Source organism: Secundilactobacillus pentosiphilus, from assembly GCF_002217985.1.
Classification (GTDB): domain Bacteria; phylum Bacillota; class Bacilli; order Lactobacillales; family Lactobacillaceae; genus Secundilactobacillus; species Secundilactobacillus pentosiphilus.
In genome coordinates, this window is the sequence record NZ_BCMI01000017.1 from 1 (window position 1) to 22893 (window position 22893).

The following is a 22893-nucleotide window of genomic DNA, read 5'->3' on the forward strand; positions in this document are numbered from 1 at the left end:
TCCCTGTTAAATATGCTTTAATAGCTATAATTTTAGTATCCCAGGAAATTTTAGTCATAGAAATACCCCCAAAGTTGTTTCCAACTTTGGGGGTACACGTCAAAAGCGGTCGTCTCTTTTTGCCCTTTTTTCATATGACATTTTAACGTCCAATAACGAATCAAAAGAGTCATTTCGTAAGCGAAATTTTGTCAGCAAAACCAAATTTTACGCTGGTCAGCTTGAATTGCGTGATATCTTGAATCAATCTGATTTCTACAGATCCCCAAGTCTCGTCAAATCCCCTGAGTACGTTACTCGACTTAGAGTATTTGAGTTTTTTTATACCATTTTTAATGGCATTGCGAGTCCCTTCCCCAAAATGGACGTCAAAGTTAATAATCTAATCGTTAATATCCAATCACAGTTCAACTTCATCATTAAACCCGTTCAAAAAGTGAAATTAGAAATCTTTATCAAAATCTGGGTCCTTCGTGTTATGAATAAGTGCCCGCTGAAAGAAGCCATCATCCCGGAGGAGAACCTCTCACCGGAGATCAAGCAGCACTTAAAAAGTATTGCGGCATCCGTCAAAAATGCTTTTAACCTTGATCTGCCCGACAACGAACTGAATTACCTGTACACCTTTTTAGTCACCCAGCAGTACCTGCCCGGAATTCAAGAAATATTAGATGATCAGCACTTTTCAATGGCCTATGAATTAACCGATCAGTTGATCGAGTCACTTCAAGCGGCTAGTCGGCTGATTGAGGTTGAACGGCTCGACATCCCTAAATTAAGGCAGACGTTAAACGCCGTCCACTTGAAATTTACGACTTTTTACGTTGAACCCACCACTTTCATCCGGTTCAGTAAAATTAAGCTTTTCAAGGAATCATACCCGGTTTTTCACACCATTATTAACGACTTTATGACGACCTTAAACCAACGAAACGATTTGAATCTCAGCCGGCAAGAGTCGGCCAATCTTTACCTTGATTATATGTTTACTTTTATTAATTGCATTCCCCAAAAATTGCAAAAGTTCAAGATTTACATCTGCGTCGATTTCTCGCTTGGCCCGCTCTATACGGACTATATCATTAAAACATTGCAGGAATCGCACAACGCGAATTTTGTCCTGACCCGTAATTTATCCGCTCAAACCGATATTTACTTGTCAGACTTCTTAACTTCTTCCGTCAAACAGCAGCAAGTCATCTGGCATAACCCGCCGTCGCACGATGATTGGGAAACGCTTACGGACACTATCAATCAGATTAAATACCAGAAAGTGCGTGCCTTAAGGGTTGAAAAACAAAACGAAGAACTCGAGTAAATCAAACAGCACTTCACCATGTTGATGAGAAATCATCAACATTTTTTTATTGCCCAACAAAAAAATGGGGCCAATTCAAACGAATTGTTTCCCCCACCAAAGTTCCCTCACTATTGCTGTTTGCGGGTTACCAGCTAAAATCAAGCCAGCAACCGTCTCACTTAACCTTTAAATATCTTTCTTCAGCATCTTTTCTTGCCTGAATCGCACTTTCTTTACGGTCATACATCGTGTTTAAGACGTATCTGCCGTGGAAAAACAACCGTGCTACCCAGCGCTTTTGATTCCGGTCGTAGCTCACACCCGTGATCCCACTACGGTTATTCGCCCGCAGATCTTCGCTAGTTGGGTGCCACGTCTTCTCAAGAATGTGCCAGTTCCCAATGTTTTGCGTAAGCACCGGCTTATTGAGAATGTTTTTGCGAGCCTGTTCACGACGGTAACACCCGCAACTGACCGTTTGTCCCGTCCGCAGACCGTACCCGTCAACAACCCTCAAATTACCACAATCACACTTGCATAGCCATTTCGCGTTCCCATTTTTCGACTGACCCTCACGTTGAAGTACGGTCAGTCGGCCGAATCGTTGACCCGTCAGATCTTTTAGACGACTCATCATCGCCACCTCCAAAGAAATAAAATCAGCCAGTAAATTGCACCATTCTCCCGATGATTCAATTTTTTAAAACCTACTGGCTATACCATAATTATTAAATATTTATGAAGGCGGTACTAGAAGCTTATGAATAAATTTTCCTGAGTTTTTGAAGATTCCTTAAAAACTTAGGATTGAAAGTATCAGTCCTGTAAGCTGATGAAAAACCCCGTCACTGTTTTAAAGCGTTTCTCTCACGGCGACAAATTTGCCGCTTAACGCAATAAAAAAGCGTTGCATTTTTATCCAAAAGTGCAACGCTTTTTTGGTGTATCATCACTTCTTTGCTAAGGGATCCACAAAATTTTCGTTTGGTTTATCAACGTTTGGCCGCCACTTGTCACCGACTTTTTCCCATTCAAAGTTTGACTGAATTTTAACCTGTTGATTTTGCTTTTGCACGTTAACGACAAGAATCAGTTTGTGATCAAACTCGGTCCTGCTGATGTACTTCTCGTCCGTATCCGCTAAGACCTTTTGCCCTTGTTTAACAAAACCGCCTAAATCAATTAAATTAAGTTCCATAATCATACTCCCCCTATTTGATCAATGTTTTAATGGCCTCTAACATTTGCCGTTCGTTCATGACTAACCCGTCGATCAGTTCTCGATTACGATCCTGATCCTCGCTTAAACAAACGATCGCTTTTGAAACTTCGATCAACGCGTGTTCCAGCAAACAAAGAGACTGGTTTTGTAACGCATTTGTTTTATCTTGGCGTTCCTTATCCGAAGCTTGCCCAGTAGCCGCTGCACACTTATCAGACGCGGCTTCGATCCCGTCCAGCTTGAAAACGTTCGCCAGATCCAGATCCGTCGCTTTCAGCTCGTGAATATCGTCTGCCGATAAACACAGCAATGACGTCTGTTTCGTCGGTTCTTGCGGTACGAAAGCGCTGAGGTTTTTAACCTGCTCGCCGATCCCCGTTTCGTCAACTTGAAAGTAGAATTTACTGGGTGCTGCGGGTAAGGTCACCGGCGCCACCTGTTCTGGCTGAGCGCCGTTTTTCAACTTGATGCCTTCACCGATAATATCGTCAAGACCCTGATAGATTCGCAAGGAACCGATCCGGTCATAGATCAACCTCAGCCACGCAGGCGAGGTGCCCATGATCCGGGTTTTCGGCCCCGGCTGACTAATCAAAAGATAACCTTCGATAACAGGCGCCGAAACTTGATAAGACTCACCTACTGGCCTCACTATTTTTAACGGATTCCTTAATTCAACCCCAGCTGCAGTTTGAAAATAAACTTCCGCAAAGTTTTGACTGTTTTGAAACATCGGCTTTGTACCAGGCATTTCGCATCTCCTAAAATTCAAACCAAGAGTAGTAGGCAAGGAGGTTCTTTTCTTCTACAATATTCATTCTACTGAACTGATGCGCGAATATCTATTTATAGATATAAAAAGTATCCCGTCTTTTTTCTAAATTATACAAAAAGGCGAACCAAATTTCATGCCTCTTTTTTTCAACGCTTCAGACAGACCAAAAGTGTCTACTCTAAAACACTATCAGTCTATCAGAATTTGCTAATCTCTGGCACAATATTAACAAAAAGTACTTCATTTGTTAAATTAAAATTTAGTGATTCATATCGTCATTATAAGCGCTGCGCTACCCCATCGGGATCGGCATCAGCGCATTATCCGCCAAAATATTCTGGTTGATCCAGCACTTCATTTTCTGTATCAAAAACTGAATATTTTGGCTGACACTCAGCCACGGTAACCAGTAGTACTGATTGTCGGAAGGCTGTTCCGGTTGAATAATAATTCTAAATGTCGGTGTCGTGACTTCAGTCGTGACGGGTAAGCTGTTCAAATGCCAATCAATCGACATAAACTGCGTCATCAGCCGCTGCTGAAGAATCCCCACCACATAGTCGTCGAAGAATGCCGGGTAGCCCACGTCGACTTGCTGCCGCGGGATGAACCGGTTTAAGGCATCGGACAGCACGGACACGATTAGGTCTGCTTCGGGTGCCAACTCCGGAATGTCTTTTGACAGATGATGAATGATTTTGCTCAATTTAGCAATGGGTTTGTGCATGGGTTCTTGATCTAAGAACATCACGGGCTGATGCAAGAGGAGCGCAAACTGAACGCTCTCCATTAAAAACTCATCTAACTGCTCAAAGTACAGCGGTGAACGGTAGATCCGCAGCCGCGTAATCACGGTTTTAACGATCAGTTGAATCAAGTACGGCAATACGGCGCGTTCCTTGGGCTTCACCAGCTTGGTATGACTGGTGTCCACGAAGTACGGGCTATAAGTTACCATGTACTGCAGCCAATAAACTTCAACCAAATTATACTTAATTTCACTATTTTGCTCTGGCAGATTAACGTTGTTTAAAATTTCGTCTTTTTCCACCATCTTGAAATGATCGCTTTTTTTGCTGACATAGTTGTACTGAGCTAAACGAATAGCCGTTACTTTCAAGTAGTCGCTGAGTGCCACGGTCACCGTCTGCTGTTCTGGCAGCAATTTTTTCAAGGATTCGTAGTACGGGACTTCTTCGCTCGTAAGCTCAATCTTACTACCGCCCAATCTGAAAAGCTGCCACCCAAAGAGGCGAATGAGGCGTTCGTCGCCGGTGATCTCGTTTGTTTGACGGTTATAGTCCAAATGGCGCTGCTTAAGCCAGTTGACAATCGGTTTCAGCCGATTAGAAACCGTTTGTGCCCCCATGTTCAGGACAGTCTTGGGTTCTTTGCGCACTGCCGCGGTGAGGCACAAGTAGCCGACAGAGTGCCGAATCAAATACTGCGTGAGCTGCAGGTTGACCCAGTCGCACTTCTTGACCAGCTTGTCTTTCGAGAGTTTCTCCCCCGAAATAATCTGGTAGTTAGCAACGACCCGGCGATACACCTGCTGCGTCGACACATACGGCCATCCCAATAACTTGGAAAGCTCAGTAAACTCGATGCGCTGTCGAATTCGAATCGCTGACAAGAGTTTGAGTTGCCGCTGTTCTGGACTTGTCAATAGTAAGTCAACAAACATTGATGATTCGCCTCTTTCATACGTGGTTTTAAGACCAAATGGTGCTCATTATGTAGCAGCCGGGACGAATGGGGGTTCCCGGCTGGTCGACCGAGGGGGGATAGAAGTCCAGGGTCGATGTGTGCTTACGCTTGCAGGCACACGGATATTGATGATACTGGCGACTGGAAGTACAAGGTTTCTAGTCGCTTGGTCGAAGGGGATGTGAGGGGGTCAGTCCTCTCCCCTAGGATCACTGTGCACTAACTTCTCGAAAGTGCACAGGTGCTGCAAATATGTTCGATTGGAAATAGGCAGTTTCCAATCGAGACGATCAAGGGAAGAATATCAGAGGAGGTAGTCGCCCCTTGACCGCTGTGCGCTAACTACTCGAAAGCGCACGGGCACGAGTTAATCATCGTTTCATTATTCATGCCGTTTCTTCTTGCTAGTGCCAAACAGGCCAAACAGACCTAGCAGCATGACACCAACTTCACTTGCAAATGATGGCTTAGCAGTCTCACCAGTTTGCGGCAGCGTCTTCTTAGCAATCGTCTGCTTCTGCTGCGTTGCCTCACCCTTGTTAGTCGTGTTCACAGCTTCAGGAGCTGCCTGCTGGCTGTTAGCTGAAGCATTGCCGCTGACAGATGGTGCCTGCTGGTTGTTAGCAGCAACATTGGCATTTTCGGTTGTTCCTTGTGCTTCGTTTGCTGCAGCACCATTCGTGGCTTGACCAGCGTTTTGACTAGCGCTCATCGTTTCTGCGGTTCCCGTTGACTGGCTGCCTGGCTCTGAACTAGAACTGTTAGCATGATTGGTGCTGTTTGGCATCGTCTCAGTTTCGCCAGACTGGTTATCGGTTTTCACCGTTGGTAAAGTGCCGTTCTGGTTTGCTGAACTCCCCGTTGGTGTTGTGCCAGTATTGGTCGTTGCACCATTACCGGTTGGTTCACCAGAAGTCGTCCCGCCAGTGACATTACCGCCGTTCGTTGACGTCTCCGCAACGTAGGTGATAACCGTATCTTGTGACGGATCCTTTGGCAGTGCTGGCAGTTGATACCCGGCAGTTACATCCTTAACGTTTACCGGTGTCAGTGCGGTCTTGGCCCCGCCGTTAACGGCAAATGCCGTGTAGCCATTTACATAAGGCACAACTTGACCAGTTTGAACACTCACTTTAGTCAAATCAGTGCCATCAACTTTGTAAGCAATCTTGGTTTGTTCACCATTTGGCATCGTGATGATTGCACTTCCAACCGGTGCATAAACGTAGTTAACCGTGGTATTACCAGCAAATGTCCCAGCTGCGTTAGCCGGTTCAGCCGTCAAGTAATACCCTGTGATCGCCTTTGCTTCAGTCTTGTAAGCATCACCCAAGTTATGGTTCTTAGTACTCGTTGGCGCTGCTAACTGATTATTCTTGGCATCTACGTAATTGGTTGTCAGTGCAAAGTTATTTGCTTTGACGGTTAACTTACCAGTCGTGACCTTCACGTCATAGTTGCTGTTCGTCCCTAAGATGACGTTGATTGGGTATACCCCAATGTTAGCGTCAGCGCTCAAGTCCGTCAGGCTGTACTTCAGGTCAACACCATCTGCTGGCTGTCCAGTGACAGTTGCTTTCAAATCACCAGTGTAGCCCTGTTTGTCATAGTCTTTCGTAATCGTCGGTGCAGTAATCGATACCGGTGCTGGATCAACAATGACGTGCCCAGCCTGAACGTCTTTAGCCGTCAACGTGTAGTTTGGCTGTTGCTGCTCAATTGCTTGCAGACCCTGCGCGTTCAACGAAACGGCGTAGTCACCGGCATTGGCACCCACTGCAGACCAGTCAAAGTCACTGGTTGGCAAGTTATCAATCACCGTGCCGTTTGCTAAGGTGACGGTCAATGCTTCACTCGGCTTTGCCGTGGTGCCGTCGTAAGTCTTGTGAACCGTACTGATCACAGCCGTGGTTGCTGCTGGCTTAATGGTCAGCTGGCCGCCCTTGGTTACCGTGACCTGATAGTTACCGTTGCTTTCAGCAGTTGGCGTTACCGTTAGATCATAACTGCCAACGTTTTCACCAGCAGCACGGGTGATCTTGTAAGCGACCTTGACGCCCTTAGCAGGTTGACCCGTTACCGTTGCATCAAAGGCTGGATCATTAGTCCCAAAGACCTTCGTTGCATTCTTGGCTTGTAACGTGACTTTTGCTGGAGTGATCGTAGCCGTTCCTGCTGTCACCTTACTGATATTGATGTTCGGGTTCAGTTGCTGCAACTTAGCCTTACCAGCATCATTCAGTGAAACTTGGTAGCTGCCGACGTTTTCTTGAACGTTGCTCCAGTCAAAATCACTAGCGGTTAAGGTTGGCAGCTTAACCTCTTTAGCGCCCGTAACCGTGATAGCTGGTACATCGGTGAAGCCTGTCGTCCCATCGTAAGCCTTAGTCACGTTACCAACTGCAACATCGGCTGGTTGCGGCGTAATTGTAAATTGACCTGGCTTAACTTCAACGTTGTAATTCAAGTTAGTGGTTGGCGTTACCGTAATGGCATAAGTCCCTACGTTTTCGCCGGCTGCCCGGCTAACTTTGTAGTTCACGTCAGCACCCTTAGCAGGCTTAGAACCGACCGTTGCCGTCAATGCTGGATCCGCATCGCCAGCTACCTTGTGAGCATCATTAGCAGTTACGGTGACCGTTGCCTTCTTAATGGTTACTTGACCGGCAGTAACATCCGCTGCTGTCAAGGTCATATCAGGATTATCACTCAGTAACTTTTGAATCCCAGTTGCGTTAAGTGTCACGCTGTACGTGCCTGCATTTGCTTGAACTTGGCTCCAGTCAAAATCAGCATTGGTTAAATCGCTGGCCGTAAAGCCATGATCTAAGCTGACAACTGGCCCTTTATTAAAGGTTGTCGTGCCATCGTAAGTCTTAGACACGTTATCAACCGTTGCCTTTGCAGCAACTTTATTAATTGTAAATTGACCCGTTACAGCAGTAATCGTATAGTTCGGGTTATCCGCAGCGTTAGCCGTCACGTGAATCGTGTAGGTACCAACGGCTTCACCAGCATCCCGACTCACCGTGTACTTGACCTGATCGCCGTTAGCCGGATTGCCACTAACAGTTGCAGTCAAAGCTGGATCTGCATTACCAGCTAGCTTGCTGGCATTGTTAGCAGTCACCGTGACCGCTACTTTATTAATCACTGCCTTACCTGTTGTTACGCCGGTAGCGGCCAACGTTGTATTAGCGTTAGCATCCGTGATCTTCTTGATCCCAGCTGCATTCAAGGTTACTGAATAGCTGCCTGCATCCGGCTTGACGTTTGACCAGTCAAAGTCAGTGGCCGTAAAGGTTGGTACCGTGGTAGTCGTGAGACCGCTCAAAGTAACCGTTGGCACCGTCGTAAATGTCGCTGTACCATCGTAATTCTTTGAGACATCATCTACTTTAGCCGTTAAGGACGCTGGCGTAATCGTAGCTTTACCTGCTGTCACATCAGCGGCTGCTAAAGCCGTATTAGCGTTGGCATCCGTGACTTTCTTGATACCAGCTGCATTCAAGGTTACTGAATAGTTGCCGACTGCTGGCTGGACGTTGGACCAATCAAAGTCAGTGGCCGTAAAGGTTGGAACAACAGCATTCGTGAGACCATTCAAAGTAACTGTTGGCATCGTCGTAAAGGTCTTCGTGCCATCGTAAGCCTTTGAAATATTTGCAACCTTCGCAGTTAAGGCCACTGGATTAATCGTAGCTTTACCTGCTGTCACATCAGCGGCTGCTAAACTCGTATTAGCATTGGCATCCGTGATCTTCTTGATGCCGGCTGCATTCAGTGTTACTGAATAGTTACCAACTGCTGGTTGGACGTTGGACCAATCGAAATCAGTGGCCGTAAAGGTTGGCTTTGTGGCATTCGTGAGACCACTCAACGTTACTGTTGGCACACTAGTAAAGGTCTTTGTGCCGTCGTAAGTCTTTGAGACATCCCCAACCTTAGCTTTCAACGCTGTGATTGTCGGTGAAGCCGGATTAATTGTAGCTTTACCTGCTGTCACATCAGTTGCGGCCAAAGAGGTATTGGCATTAGCATCTGTGACTTTCTTGATCCCAGCTGCATTCAAGGTTACTGAATAACTACCTGCCGTTGGCTGAACGTTCGACCAATCAAAATCACTGGTCGTAAAGGTCGGTACGACTGCATTCGCCAGACCACCTAATGTAACGTTTGGTACGGTAGTAAAGGTTGCCGTGCCGTCATAATCTTTAGAAACATCACCAACTTTAGCCGTTAAGGCCGTCTTAGTCGTAGTTACTGGATTGATCGTGGCTTTACCTGCCGTTACATCTGCTCCAGCTAAAGTGGTATTAGCGTTAGCATCGGTGACCTTCTTGATTCCGGCTGCGTTCAAGGTCACTGAATAAGTACCAGGCGCTGCTTGAACGTTCGACCAATCAAAGTCACTGGTCGTGAAGGTTGGGACAACAGCATTTGTGAGCCCGCTCAAATTAACTGTTGGCAAAGTGGTAAAGGTTGCATTACCGTCGTAAATCTTTGAGACGTTGCCAACCGTAGCTTTCAGTGCCGTGATCGTTGGTGCTGCTGGATTGATTGTAGCTTTACCAGCTGTTACATCAGCTGCAGCTAAAGTCGTATTGGCATTAGCATCCGTGACCTTCTTAATCCCGGCTGCGTTCAAGGTCACTGAATAAGTACCAGGCGCTGCTTGAACGTTCGACCAATCAAAATCACTAGCCGTAAAGGTTGGAGTAACTGCATTCGTGAGGCCGCTCAACGATACTGTTGGAACACTAGTAAAGTTCTTTGTGCCATCGTAAGTCTTCGAGACATCCCCAACCTTAGCTTTCAATGCTATAGTCGTTGGTGCTGCTGGGTTAATGGTAGCTTTACCTGCCGTTACATCAGTGGCTGCTAAGGTCGTATTAGCATTAGCATCCGTGACCTTCTTGATCCCGGCTGCATTCAACGTAACCGCATAAGTGCCTGCAGTTGCTTGAACCTGTGACCAATCGAAGTCAGTTGTCACAAAGGTCGGCGTCTTAACTCCTGTTAATCCGCTCAACTGAACACTTGGTACAGTAGTAAACGTTGTATTACCATCGTAATTCTTAGAAACATCCCCAACCTTAGCTTTCAATGCCGTGATCGTTGGTGCTGCTGGGTTAATTGTAGCATTACCAGCTGTTACATCAGCTGCGGTTAAAGTGGTATTGGCGTTAGCATCCGTGATCTTCTTAATACCGGCTGCGTTCAAAGTAACTGAATAAGTCCCAGCTGCTGGTTGAACATTCGACCAATCAAAATCACTAACTGTAAAGGTTGGAACAACAGCATTAGTAAGCCCACTTAACGTCACTTTTGGCAGAGTTGTAAAGGTTGTTGTGCCATCGTAAGTCTTCGAAACGTTCCCGACCGCAGCCTTCAAAGCCGTTACTTTAGCCGTAATGGTTAACGTACCATTATTGATTTTAATGTCATAATTTGGATTATCAGTTGCCGAAGCGACGACTTTAATTGCATAGGTACCTGGTTCTTCACCAGGCTCTCGACTTGCGGTGTAAACTAATTTGTCGCCATTTGATGGTGTGTTAGTAAAGAGAATACTCAGTTCTGGATCTGGATTCCCTTGCTTTTTAGTCTGACTTGTAACGGTGATTGTAATCGGAGCTTTGTTAATCACCGCTTTGCCAGCAGTAATAGCACTCGTTGCTAAAGATGTATTAGCGTTAGCATCCGTAATCTTTTTAATCCCGGCTGCATTCAGTGTTACTGAATACGTACCGGCGTTTTTACTTACCTTGCTCCAATCAAAATCAGTCGCTGTCAATGTTGGGACAGTTGCGTTATCGCTTAAAGTAACCGATGGTAAATTACTAAATGTTGTTGTACCATCGTAAGTCTTAGTAACCGGTCCAACAGTAGCAGTCAGTGCTTTAGTCGTAGGAGCTGCCGGTTTAATTGTTGCCTTACCAGCTGTAACATCGGCAGCCGCCAACGTTGTATTTGCATTAGCATCAGTGACTTTCTTGATACCGGCTGCATTCAATGTAATTGCATAAGTACCTGCGGCCGCCTGAACCTTTGACCAATCAAAATCACTAGCCACAAAGGTTGGTGTCTTAACTCCTGTTAGTCCACTTAACTGAACAGTTGGTACAGTAGTAAAGGTTGTATTACCATCGTAAGTCTTTGAGACGTCACCGACTATGGCTTTCAAAGCGGTAATCTTTGGTGCTGCTGGTTTGATCGTGGCCTTACCTGCTGTAATGTCGGTAGCTGTTAACGTTGTATTAGCATTGGCATCCGTGACTTTCTTGATACCAGTTGCATTTAACGTAACTGCATAAGTTCCTGCAGCTGCTTGAACTTTCGACCAATCAAAATCAGTCGTTGCAAACGTTGGCGTCTTGACTCCCGTTAGTCCACTCAACTGAACAGTGGGTACAGTAGTAAATGTTGCACTACCATCGTAAGTCTTTGAGACGTCACCGACTATGGCTTTCAAAGCAGTAATCTTCGGTGCTGCTGATTTGATTGTTGCTTTGCCCGCTGTAATGTCGGCAGCTGTTAACGTTGTATTAGCGTTGGCATCCGTGACTTTCTTAATACCAGCTGCATTCAAGGTAACTGCATAAGTACCAGCAGCTGCTTGAACCTTTGACCAATCAAAATCACTCGTTGCAAACGTTGGCGTCTTGACTCCCGTTAGTCCACTTAGTTGAACAGTTGGTACAGTGGTAAACGTTGTATTACCATCAAATGTCTTTGAGACATCACCTACCGTGGCTTTTAAGGCTGTGGTCGTTGGTGTAGTTGGTTTAGAACCGCTAGTCCAGTGGTTAATAACTACTTGCATTGTCTTACCACCCGCAATACTTTCCAGTTTAGTAGGTCCCTCCGTACTTACATAGGTAAAGTTGGGAACTTTTATATCCTTACTTGTATTAGGAATTGTATTTCCAATGGTACCAAGGTAATAAGTACCATCGCCTTTTCCACTAGGATCTCCAACTGGTGACAAAAAGTCATGAGTAACCTCACCGGTTGTTGGATCTACCACTTTTCCTGCAGCATTAACTACATTGCCTGCTTTAGCAGCAGTAGTTCCATAGTCTGAGACAAGGATGGGATTCCCATTTTCATCAACGTTCAAAACAAGGGCGATTGATAGATCCTTAGAATCCTGTTGCTGATCGTCACCCTTCATTATTCCACCGCCATTAAAATTCATATAAGCGGAGTACGCTCCTCCAACAAGGACTGCTGCTTGAATAATTTGAGTTGCTGTACTATTGGGATTATTGTATACGTTCTGCAAATTTTTAATATAAGGAGCAAATAAATTATAGTTTGTGATGTTGCTTGCATCATAAAGTGGACTTGAAGTTACCGTGGTGGGATCCGTGGTCATATTCAAATCATTGCTCATATTTGTAAGGACACTCATAGCTGCTGATTTAGCAGTTGATATGATACCCTCTGGTGAATATCCCGCTAATCCATAATTCAAAGTAGTTGGATCAACTACATACCGGAAATTACTAATCAAACCACTTTGTTGCAACTGATTGACAACAGACTGGTAATCATTGGCATTCGACGCTGAAACAATTAAATCACCATATGCATCTAACTCAGCACTCGTACCTAGTGGCAATACTACCTGTTTCAATGCATTTTGAGCCGTTTCAACTAATTCAGAGTCAAAACCTGCTCGGTCAGCAGCCATCATCTGTTTAGCGACGTCTAATTCCTGACGCATATTCGTCAAAATCTTATTGGCTTGTGTCAGGCCTAATGATTCAGTCGTTATGTCCTTCGGCAGCGTATCTGATTGTGCTGTTAGTGCAACGTTAATCTGGTTCACTTCTTGTGCCATATGTTCTTGCAGGGCACCATAAGCTGCATCGTTAACATCACGATCTTGATTATTAGCCGCCGCTTGCTTGTTAGCTTCATCGGCAACTTTTTGCAGATCGTTTAAAACGCTCTGAGCTGACTGTTGAACGCTAGCTTTTTCTGCATCATATGGTGCATCGGCAACTTTCTTTGCTTCTTGCGTTGCATTCTGACTAACATTAGCCTTATTCAATTTTTCGTTTTTAGCATCAAGCTTCTGATTTGCTGCAAATTCTTCAGCATCGGTGACTTGCTTAGCCGACGTTGTGTTCTGACTTCCGTTAGCATCGCTTGCTTGTTGGCTGTCAGTCGAAGCTGCATTTTCATTGGCACCTGCTGCTTGGTTATCAGAAGATGCTGCTGCACCATTATTTGCTGGTGTGTTTGCTACTCCAGTAGACTGATCACTCGTTGCAACTGCACCGTCGTTCGATTTGCTTGCTGCAGGATTAAGGCCCGCTTCAGGCAATGGATTGGCAATTTGTGACACCCCGTTAACGCCTTCATTTTGAACACCCAATAAAGGATTAACCGGCGTTGCCACCGTAGTTGCTACTGGTGAATTTGTTGCTTGCGCAGTATTACTATCAGTTGCTGTTGTACCTGCATCTGTTAAAGCATTTAAATCACTGGTCGAATTGTCAGCCACCGTGTCAGCGTGCACTGTTGTGGTGAGTGGATTCACAATTTGCGGGACCCCATTGACCCCCATTTCGTGAATGCCAAACAGAATCGCAACACTGGAGACTCCCCGAATGACCCACTTTGTTTTTGCTTTGTACAGCTTATACCGGGTCACATTCGGTTCAGCTTTTTCAATTTGATCGTATCGGTAACGTTTCATTTTTTACTTCACCCTCTATTTCCCTAAATTGTCACGCCGCACCGGAGTTTCCGGTTTTCTGACGCCCCTACATGCTGCATGTCGCTCATATATGTGTGCTTTATTTTTAAAGCGGTGAAACCTATAAATGCTTATGTATGAAACAAGCAGACCGAAGTCTGCTTGTTCCCGAACTCGGTTAAATCGGAATTCGATTTGCTCATGTAGCCTTAACTGTGATGCCTTAGTCCTTACGTGATGAAGCATCGTTATCACGACGACGTTTCTTAAGCGCTCCGGCTAAGCCCAAAGTACCAATCATTCCGAGAAGACCCAGAACGCCATCAGCACTTTGATTTTCATTCGTTTGAGGCAGGGTGGTTGCTGACTTATTGCCAGCAGCATTGTTTGCTTGAGCATTTGATACACCCTTTGTTACTTCACCTTTGGTGCCAGCAGCATTGGTTCCAGTACCCTTGTTAACAGTTCCAGCAGCTTCACCATAACTGGTTGTACTACCATAACCGTTATCACCGTTACCACCATTGTTTCCTGAAGCAGGGCCATTTGGTTCAGTTCCAGGCTTCTTTGGATTTGCAGTGTCTCCTTGCGGAGTAGAAGGCGTGGTGCCATTTGGCGTTGTTGGCGTCTTCGGTGTGTTGCCACCTGGCGTCGTAGTGTCAGTTTCTGGCGTATTCGGCGTAGTTGGCGGGTTACCACCTGGCGTATTAGTTGTACCACCGCCTGGTGTCGTACCAGTTGGCGTATTCGGTACGTACTTGATCGGCGTGTTGGTACCTGGATCATTTGGTACTTCTGGTGGCAAGTATCCCTTAGTTACATTGTTTGGATCAAACGGCTTCAAAGGATCACCGTTTGGACCAACTGGTGTGTAACCTGGTACGTTTGGTACAATGCCCGTCTTTGGCGTGACAACTTTATGCGGATCTTGTGGATCGTTTGGATAGGTAATATCCGTGTTATTGCCACCATCTGGAGGCGTAATCTGATATTGACCAATCTTGTTGTAAACGTAGGTAACGGTGATATCATCGTGACCAACTTTACCATTGGCGTTAGCTGGTTCAGCAGTCAGGTAATAGCCGGTGACAACTTGTGCTTTAGTCGTATAAGCATCCCCGAACTTCAAATCACCAAACGTCTGAGGTTCAGCTACCGCAGTACCATTTTGATCAACGTAGTTAGCAACTACTTTATGAGCCGTATCATTAATGCTTAATTGTCCAGGAACTACGGTGACTTTGTAGTTTGGATTATCATTAGCTGTCACGGTGATTGGGTAGTTACCTAACTCAATGTCTTTACTGATGTCCGTCAACGTGTACTTCAAGTCGACACCTAACTTAGGTTGACCTGAAACCTTCGCAACATCGTCAGTACCAGCATATGGTAAACCATCGTAAGTCTTAGCCAAGGTTGGTGCGGTAATCGTCACTGGTGCTGGGGTGATAACGAACAAGCCGTTTTGAATATCACTCGCATCAAAGACGTAGTTCTTGTTAGCACTTTGAATCTTGGCAATACCTGCTGCACTCAACGTTACCTTGTAACTGTCAACGTTTTGACTGGTAATACCACTCAAATCGTAATCGTCAGCAGTCAACGTTGGGATAACGAAGTCTGGATACTTAGCTGGACCCAAGACCTTGTAGCTGGTTGCTGCAGGATCCGTTGAAACATCACCATCGTAAACCTTGGTATTCCCTTGAACCGTGATCGAAGCATCCTGCTTAGGATTATTCTTTGGATCATTCGGGTTAACCGGGTTATTAGGATCGTTAGGCGGCGTCATAGCCAAGTGAATTGGCGTGATGGTTAACTGACCATCGACCGGTGTAATCTTGTAGTTTCCGTTGGCTGATGCATCTGCAACAACTGGAATGCCATAAGTGCCGACGTTAACGTCACCGCTAATGTCTCCCAGACTGTAAACTGGAGCGACACCCTTCGTTGGTTGACCAGCAACTTTACCACTCAACTGACTTGCTGGATATGGTTGACCATCGTAGTACTTCTCAACCGTTGGTCCAGTAATGGTCAATGGCGCTGGTGTGATGACGAACAAACCGTTTTGAACATCACTTGCATCAAGCTTGTAATTTGGATTTGCAGCTTGAATCTTAGCTAATCCAGCAGCACTCAACTTAACCACGTAGTTGTCAACGTTTTGACTGGTAATTCCTGAAGTATCGAAATCATCAGCGGTCAATGTTGGTACTATAAAGTCTGTGTACTGCGTTGGACCAGCGACCTTGAAGGTCGTTGGATCAGTAGTTGCATCACCGTCGTAAACCTTAGTTGCACCTTCAACAACCACACTAGTTGCTAATGGTTGATTGTCGTTTGGCGTCTTAGGGTTCGAAGGATTCTTTGGCGTGTTGTCAGGCGGCGTCGTTAACCCTTGTGGCGTAATGCTCAATTGACCATCAATTGGCGTTACCAGGTAGTTTTCATTAGAAACACCCTCTAAGCTTGGCTTTGTCAGGTAAGTCCCAACATTCTTGATGTTGTCGATCTTAGCGTCTTTATAGTTAACATCGACACCCAAGGCTGGCTTGCCAATAACTTCACCAGTGCTGGTTAACTGACTGTCAGTAAAGGCTGAACCATCATAGACCTTAGTACCACTCTGGCCTTTGACCATAACTGGTGCCTTGTCGATGATATACAAACCGTTTTGAATATCTTCTGGGTTAATCGTGAAGTTCTTGTTAGCCGCAACTAACTTGTCGATCCCGGATTGACTCAAGGTAACTTTGTAAGTACCAGCGTTCTGAGTAATGTTAGAAGTATCGAAATCACTAGCTTCAAAGGTTGGTACAACGAAGCTTGCGTACTTCTCACCTGTTGGTCCTAAGACCTTGAAGGTTGCTGGAGTAGTGCTTGGATCGTTGTCGTAAACCTTTCGGCCACCTTGAACAACAACTGATGCTGCTAAGGCTGGGTTCTTTGGCGGATCGTTTGGATTCGTTGGCTTGCCTGGGTCATTCGGCGGCGTTTGTTCCAGACCTAATGGCGTGATTGTCAACTTGCCAGGAACTGTTGTGATGGTGTAGTTAGTGTTCTTAGTATTGTCAGTGACAACATTAATGTCATAAGTGCCAATATTGGTATCACCGCTTACATCCGTCAGCGTGTACTGCAGCTTATCACCCTTTGCAGGTACGCCAGTTTCTTTAGCAGTCAAATCACCCGTGTATGGTTGACCATCAAATACTTTGGAACCACTTGGCGCGGTAATGGTTACCGGTGCCTTTGTGATAGTGAACAGGCCGTTTTGAATATCTTCTGGCTTGATCGTAAAGTCCTTGTTAGCGGCAACTAACTTGTCGATCCCGGATTGAGTCAACTCAACCTTGTACTGACCAACGTTTTGGGTCAAATCAGTAATGGTAAAGTCACTTGCATCAAAGGCTGGCATTACGAAGGTTGCGTACTTCGCACCAGTTGGCTTCAAAACGTTAAAGGTTGTTGGATCAGTGGTTGCATCACCGTCATAAACCTTAGTAGCACCTTGAACAACTACTGAAGCTTCTAGAGCTGGGTTCTTTGGCGGATCGTTTGGATTCGTTGGCTGACCTGGTTCGTTCGGTGGCGTCTGTTCCAGGCCTTGTGGCGTAATGCTCAATTGACCATCAATTGGCGTTACCAGGTAATCTGGGTTAGCACCGTCAGCGACTGTTGGAATCGTCTTATACGTGCCGACATTCTTCATACCGCTAATGTCAGTCAGCGTAAATTGAACATCTTTACCTAGGGCTGGCTTACCAATGACTTCACCCTTACCTGCTAATTGGGCATCCGTGAAGGCGGAACCATCGTATACCTTAGAACCGCTTTGACCCTTAACCATTACTGGTGCTGGATCAATTACATACAAGCCATTTTGAATATCTTCTGGCTTGATTGTGAAGTTCTTGTTAGCAGCAGTTAATTTATCAATTCCGGCTTGAGTCAACTCAACCTTGTACTGTCCAGCTTCTTGAGTCAGACTGTCAATCTTAAAGTCACTGGCATCAAACGTTGGCATTACGAAGGTTGCGTACTTATCACCTGTCGGTGCCAATACCATAAAGGTCTTCGGTGTGTTACTTGGATCGTTATCGTATACCTTACGTGCACCTTGAACGACAACTGAAGCATCTAGTGCTGGGTTGTTATTCGGTTCATTAGGGTTCGTTGGCTTGCCAGGTTCGTTCGGTGGCGTCTGTTCCAGACCTTGTGGCGTAATGCTCAATTGACCATCAATTGGCGTTACCAGGTAATCTGGGTTAGCACCGTCAGCTACCGTTGGAATTGTCTTATACGTGCCGACATTCTTCATACCGCTAATGTCAGTCAGCGTAAACTGAACATCTTTACCTAAGGCTGGCTTACCAATAACTTCACCTTTACCTGCTAATTGGGCATCCGTAAAGGCTGAACCATCATATACCTTAGAACCGCTTTGACCCTTAACCATCACTGGTGCTGGATCAATCACATACAAACCGTTTTGAATATCTTCTGGCTTGATTGTGAAGTTCTTGTTAGCGGTAACTAATTTATCAATTCCGGCTTGGGTCAACTCAACCTTGTACTGTCCGGCTTCTTGAGTGAGACTATCAATCTTGAAGTCACTGGCATCAAAGGTTGGCATTACAAACGTTGCGTACTTGTCACCGGTTGGTGCCAATACCGTAAACGTCTTCGGTGTGTTGCTTGGATCGTTATCGTAAACCTTGCGTGCACCTTGAACGACAACTGAAGCATCTAGTGCTGGGTTGTTATTCGGTTCATTAGGGTTAGTTGGCTTGCCTGGTTCGTTCGGTGGCGTCTGTTCCAGACCTAATGGCGTAATGCTCAATTGACCATCAATTGGTGTTACCAGGTAATCTGGGTTATCTGTAGCAGCTACCGTTGGAATCGTCTTGTAGGTACCGACATTCTTCATACCACTAATATCAGTTAACGTAAATTGAACATCTTTACCTAAGGCTGGCTTACCAATAACTTCACCCTTGCCTGCTAATTGGGCATCTGTGAAGGCTGATCCATCATAAATCTTGCTACCGCTTTGACCCTTAACCATGACTGGTGCTGGATCAATCACATACAAGCCGTTTTGAATATCTTCTGGTTTGATCGTGAAGTTCTTGTTGGCAGCAACCAACTTGTCGATTCCAGCTTGAGTCAACTCAACTTTGTACTGATTTACATCTTGGGTGAGATCATCAATCTTAAAGTCACTAGCATCAAAGGTTGGAACCACGAAGCTGGCATACTTAGCACCCGTTGGTTTTAAGACATTAAACGTCTTTGGTGTATTGCTTGGATCATTATCGTAAACCTTGCGTGCTCCTTGAACGACAACTGAAGCATCTAGTGCTGGGTTGTTATTTGGTTCATTAGGATTCGTTGGCTTTCCTGGTTCATTCGGTGGCGTCTGTTCCAAACCTAATGGTGTGATTGTCAGCTTTCCTGGAACGGTCGTGATGGTGTAGTTAGTGTTCTTAGTATTGTCAGTGACAACATTAATGTCATAAGTGCCAATATTGGTATCACCGCTTACATCCGTCAGCGTGTACTGCAACTTATCACCCTTTGCAGGTACGCCATCTTCTTTAGCAGTCAAATCACCCGTGTATGGTTGACCATCAAATACCTTGGAACCACTTGGCGCGGTAATGGTTACTGGTGCCTTCGTGATAGTGAACAAACCATTTTGAATGTCTTCTGGGTTGATCGTAAAGTTCTTGTTGGCAGCAACTAACTTGTCGATCCCAGCTTGAGTCAACTCAACCTTGTATTGATTTACATTTTGAGTGAGATCATCAATCTTAAAGTCATCGGCATCGAAAGTAGGCATTACGAAGGTTGCATACTTCGCACCAGTTGGCTTCAAAACATTAAAGGTTGTTGGATCAGTGGTTGCATCACCGTCATAAACCTTAGTAGCTCCTTGAACAACAACTGAAGCATCCATGGCTGGGTTCTTTGGCGGATCGTTCGGATTAATCGGCTTACCTGGGTCATTCGGCGGCGTCTGTTCCAGACCTAATGGCGTAATGGTTAACTGACCATTGTTAAGCGTAAAGCTGTAGTTCTTATTAGCTGGATTAGTCTCATCAGCTGTTACCGGTACAACATATGGTGTAGTTGAGACGTTAACATCTGCACTAATATCACCTAAACTAACAACCGGCTTAGTACCTTTAGCAGGTGTACCAGTTACACTAGCCTTTAAATCAGTTCCAGTGTATGGCTGACCATCATATACCTTAGTCAAGGTTGGACCATTAACTACTATTGGTGCCTTAGTAATGGTGAAGGTAGTGCCTGTTACGTCAGCCTTGGTAATCGTGTAGTTAGGGTTCTTCGCTTGAAGATCCGAAATTCCTTTATCACTCAAAGTGACATTGTATGAGCCAACATCTTGACTGGTAATACCGCTCAGATCAAAGTCATCTGCAGTCCAAGTAGGAGCAGTAACCCCATCTGGCAATGTGACATCATACGTTGTTGGGTCAGTAGTTGAATCGTTATCATAAACTTTAGTTTGAGCAACCATAATGATAGCTACTTTACCAGCTGGTGTGATAGTCAAATTGCCTGGTACTGTCTTAATGGTGTAGTTAGTGTTCTTTGTAGGATCTGCCGTTACAGTAGTTGGATAGTTATTACCAACAGCTATGTCACCAGCGACACTCCCAAGAGTATAGACTGGAGCATCACCTTTAGCAGGTTTGCCAGTTACAGCTACCTTTGCATCTAAAGCCGCTTGATCAAATGGGTGACCATCATAAACTTTAGTGTCACTTGGCGCCGTAATGGTTAATGGTGCTGGAGTAATAACAAACAAACCATTTTGAATATCTTCTGGCTTGATTGTGAAGTTCTTGTTGGCAGCAACTAACTTGTCAATCCCAGATTGAGCTAACGTAACCTTATATTTACCAACATTTTGGGTTAAATCAGTAATGGTAAAGTCAGTAGCTTCAAAGGTTGGAACAACAAAGCTAGCATACTTATCTCCAGTTGGCTTCAAAACATTATAGGTTGTTGGATCAGTGGTTTCATCACCGTCATAAACCTTAGTGGCACCTTGAACAACAACCGAAGCATCTAAGGCTGGGTTGTTATTAGGTTCGTCAGGATTAGTTGGCTTGCCTGGTTCATTTGGTGGCGTCTGTTCTAAACCTAATGGGTTAATGGTCAGCTTCCCATTAACAGTCTTAACTGTGTAATCTGAATTATCAGAAGCCTTCGCAGTCACAATCGAATCGTAACTACCAACATTGAAATCAGCACTAACATCGTTAAGTGAGAATACCGGTGCTTTCATGCTGCCACTGACACCATCCACAGCGGTCTGACTCTTAAGAGTTGCTGCATCAAATGGAGTGCCATCGAAAGTCTTAGTATCAGTAGGGCCAGTTATCGTAATTGGAGCTGGCGTAATCTCGAAACTGCCTGCTTTGACATCTTTAGTCAAATCAAAGGTGTAATTCTTAGCAGCTGCGGTTAACTTATCTTGACCAGTCTTACTCAAGACGACTTGGTAAGTACCAACATCTGGCTGGACGTTTTGAATAGTGAAGTCACCTGCTACCCAAGTAATTGGTGCTAAACCAGTTGCACCAGTTAACGTGACATCATAAACACCAGCGTTATCAGTATCAGTGGTGGTACCATCATAAACTTTACTGTGAGCGCCAATTTGAGCAGTCAATGTACCAACTGGTGTAATGGTTAACTTACCCTTTACAGCTGTAATCTTGTAATTAGGGTTCTTAGCTGGGTCAAATGATACATTAGTGACATAACCAGGATCGGTATTAACTGCAATATCTCCAGCAACGGAATCAAGAGTATAAACTAGTGCGTCACCTTTAGTTGGCTTGCCAGTTACCCCTACCTTTGCTTCAAGAGCTGCTTGAGTAAATGGGGTCCCATCATAAGGCTTAGTGTCACTTGGCGCAGTGATGGTAACTGGTGCTTGCGTGATTGTCAGTGAACCTGGAGTAACCATTGAACTTGTGAAGTCAAGGCCAGGGTTAGCAGTCTTCAAATCAGTAAGACCTTGTGCGCTCAACGTAATTGAGTAAGGTGTTGTGCTTACATTTTGACTAGTTGGTGCAGTGAAGTCAGCTAAAGTCCAAGTTGGTTGCTTTAAGCCAGTTGGTAACGTAACTGTGTAACTGAACGGATCTGTAGTTGCATCACCGTCATAAACCTTGGTTGCTGTACCAATTTGAATAGCCTTGTCGGCAACTTTGTAGGTGACAACAAACTTTTGGGTACCAACACCTGTCTTAGCATTACCCGTATCAGCCTTAGTATCATACGTTGGGTTGGCAGCTAGCGCATCAGCAAGGGTTGCATACGGCGTGCCGCCATTTACAGAAACTGTATAAGCGTAACCAGCAACTTTAAGTGTAGCATCCGTATTTGTGAAGGCAATCTTTGTTACTCCAGATGCGTCAGCCGACCCATTCCCAGTCGTAGTATTAGCAGTTGGGTCCCCAGTTGCAACCTCTGCAATTTGAGTTCCACCTGGTTTATTCGTTGTAGTTAAGTTTGCGATATTAACCTGATAATGGTTGGTTACAACAGAGGTCTTCGGATCTAGTCCAAACTTAGTAGCACCATCTGTTTTCACGAAAGTGTATCCTGGAATAGTTTGCGGTTGGTTTGGAATAACGTCTCCAACCGCTCCTGTAGGTCCACTAGGCTTACCAGTAGTTGCGTCAAATTGCCCTGTTTCAGCAGGGAATCCGTTGATTTCATGACCATCTTGGTCAACATTCTTGATAGTTGCAGTAGTAGCAAATGAATCGCCAATTGCGCCGTTAACACTCGTGAAACTATCAGCTCTAAATGCTGTTGGAATTGTGTCAACTTTGCCTTGGTCATCTTTACTTGTTGGATCCTTAACTGGAACAATAACATCAGCCATATCAGCTGATGCTAGCTGAGGTAGAACACTAACTAACGAAGCTACTTTTGACCAATCTGTGACCTTATCTGCAGTCATTAGTTCATTCGAATTAGTCGTACTCGTGCCATCTGTAGTATTGAAGTAATACTTGTCCCCATTATCCAACGTTACAGACTTGCCACCATCAGTGAGCTTCATTCCTTGATTTGCGTAATACGTTGTAGTTGTCGTACCAGTTGAGTCTTGGCCCTCTTTA

At 45.1% G+C, this 22893-nt stretch carries 7 protein-coding genes; 1 reads left to right on the top strand and 6 read right to left on the bottom strand.

The window, feature by feature from the left end; translation table 11 throughout:
* The first annotated feature begins 361 nt into the window (after positions 1-361).
* Positions 362-1318, top strand: coding sequence for a hypothetical protein (locus CES81_RS08705; RefSeq protein WP_089121442.1), 957 nt, complete (start codon positions 362-364; stop codon positions 1316-1318).
* A gap of 157 nt (positions 1319-1475) precedes the next feature.
* Here the strand turns inward: CES81_RS08705 and CES81_RS08710 are convergent, their stop codons facing one another.
* From CES81_RS08710 to CES81_RS08735, 6 genes are all read right to left on the bottom strand, one after another.
* Positions 1476-1934, bottom strand: coding sequence for an alcohol dehydrogenase (locus CES81_RS08710; protein WP_089087502.1), 459 nt, complete (start codon positions 1932-1934; stop codon positions 1476-1478).
* A 315-nt stretch (positions 1935-2249) separates the two neighbouring features.
* Positions 2250-2498: a hypothetical protein gene (locus tag CES81_RS08715; RefSeq protein ID WP_089121443.1), complete on the bottom strand. Its 249-nt coding sequence runs from the start codon at positions 2496-2498 to the stop codon at positions 2250-2252.
* Between the two features lie 13 nt (positions 2499-2511).
* Positions 2512-3273, bottom strand: coding sequence for a MucBP domain-containing protein (locus tag CES81_RS08720; RefSeq protein ID WP_089121444.1), 762 nt, complete (start codon positions 3271-3273; stop codon positions 2512-2514).
* A 316-nt stretch (positions 3274-3589) separates the two neighbouring features.
* Positions 3590-4981, bottom strand: coding sequence for a helix-turn-helix domain-containing protein (locus CES81_RS08725; RefSeq protein WP_089121445.1), 1392 nt, complete (start codon positions 4979-4981; stop codon positions 3590-3592).
* Between the two features lie 405 nt (positions 4982-5386).
* The gene (locus CES81_RS08730; protein ID WP_089121478.1) at positions 5387-13717 is read right to left on the bottom strand and encodes an MBG domain-containing protein; all 8331 of its coding nucleotides are present in this window, start codon (positions 13715-13717) and stop codon (positions 5387-5389) included.
* A 223-nt stretch (positions 13718-13940) separates the two neighbouring features.
* Entirely contained in the window at positions 13941-22835 is an 8895-nt protein-coding gene (locus tag CES81_RS08735; RefSeq protein ID WP_089121446.1) for an MBG domain-containing protein, read from the bottom strand.
* Positions 22836-22893: the final 58 nt, after the last annotated feature.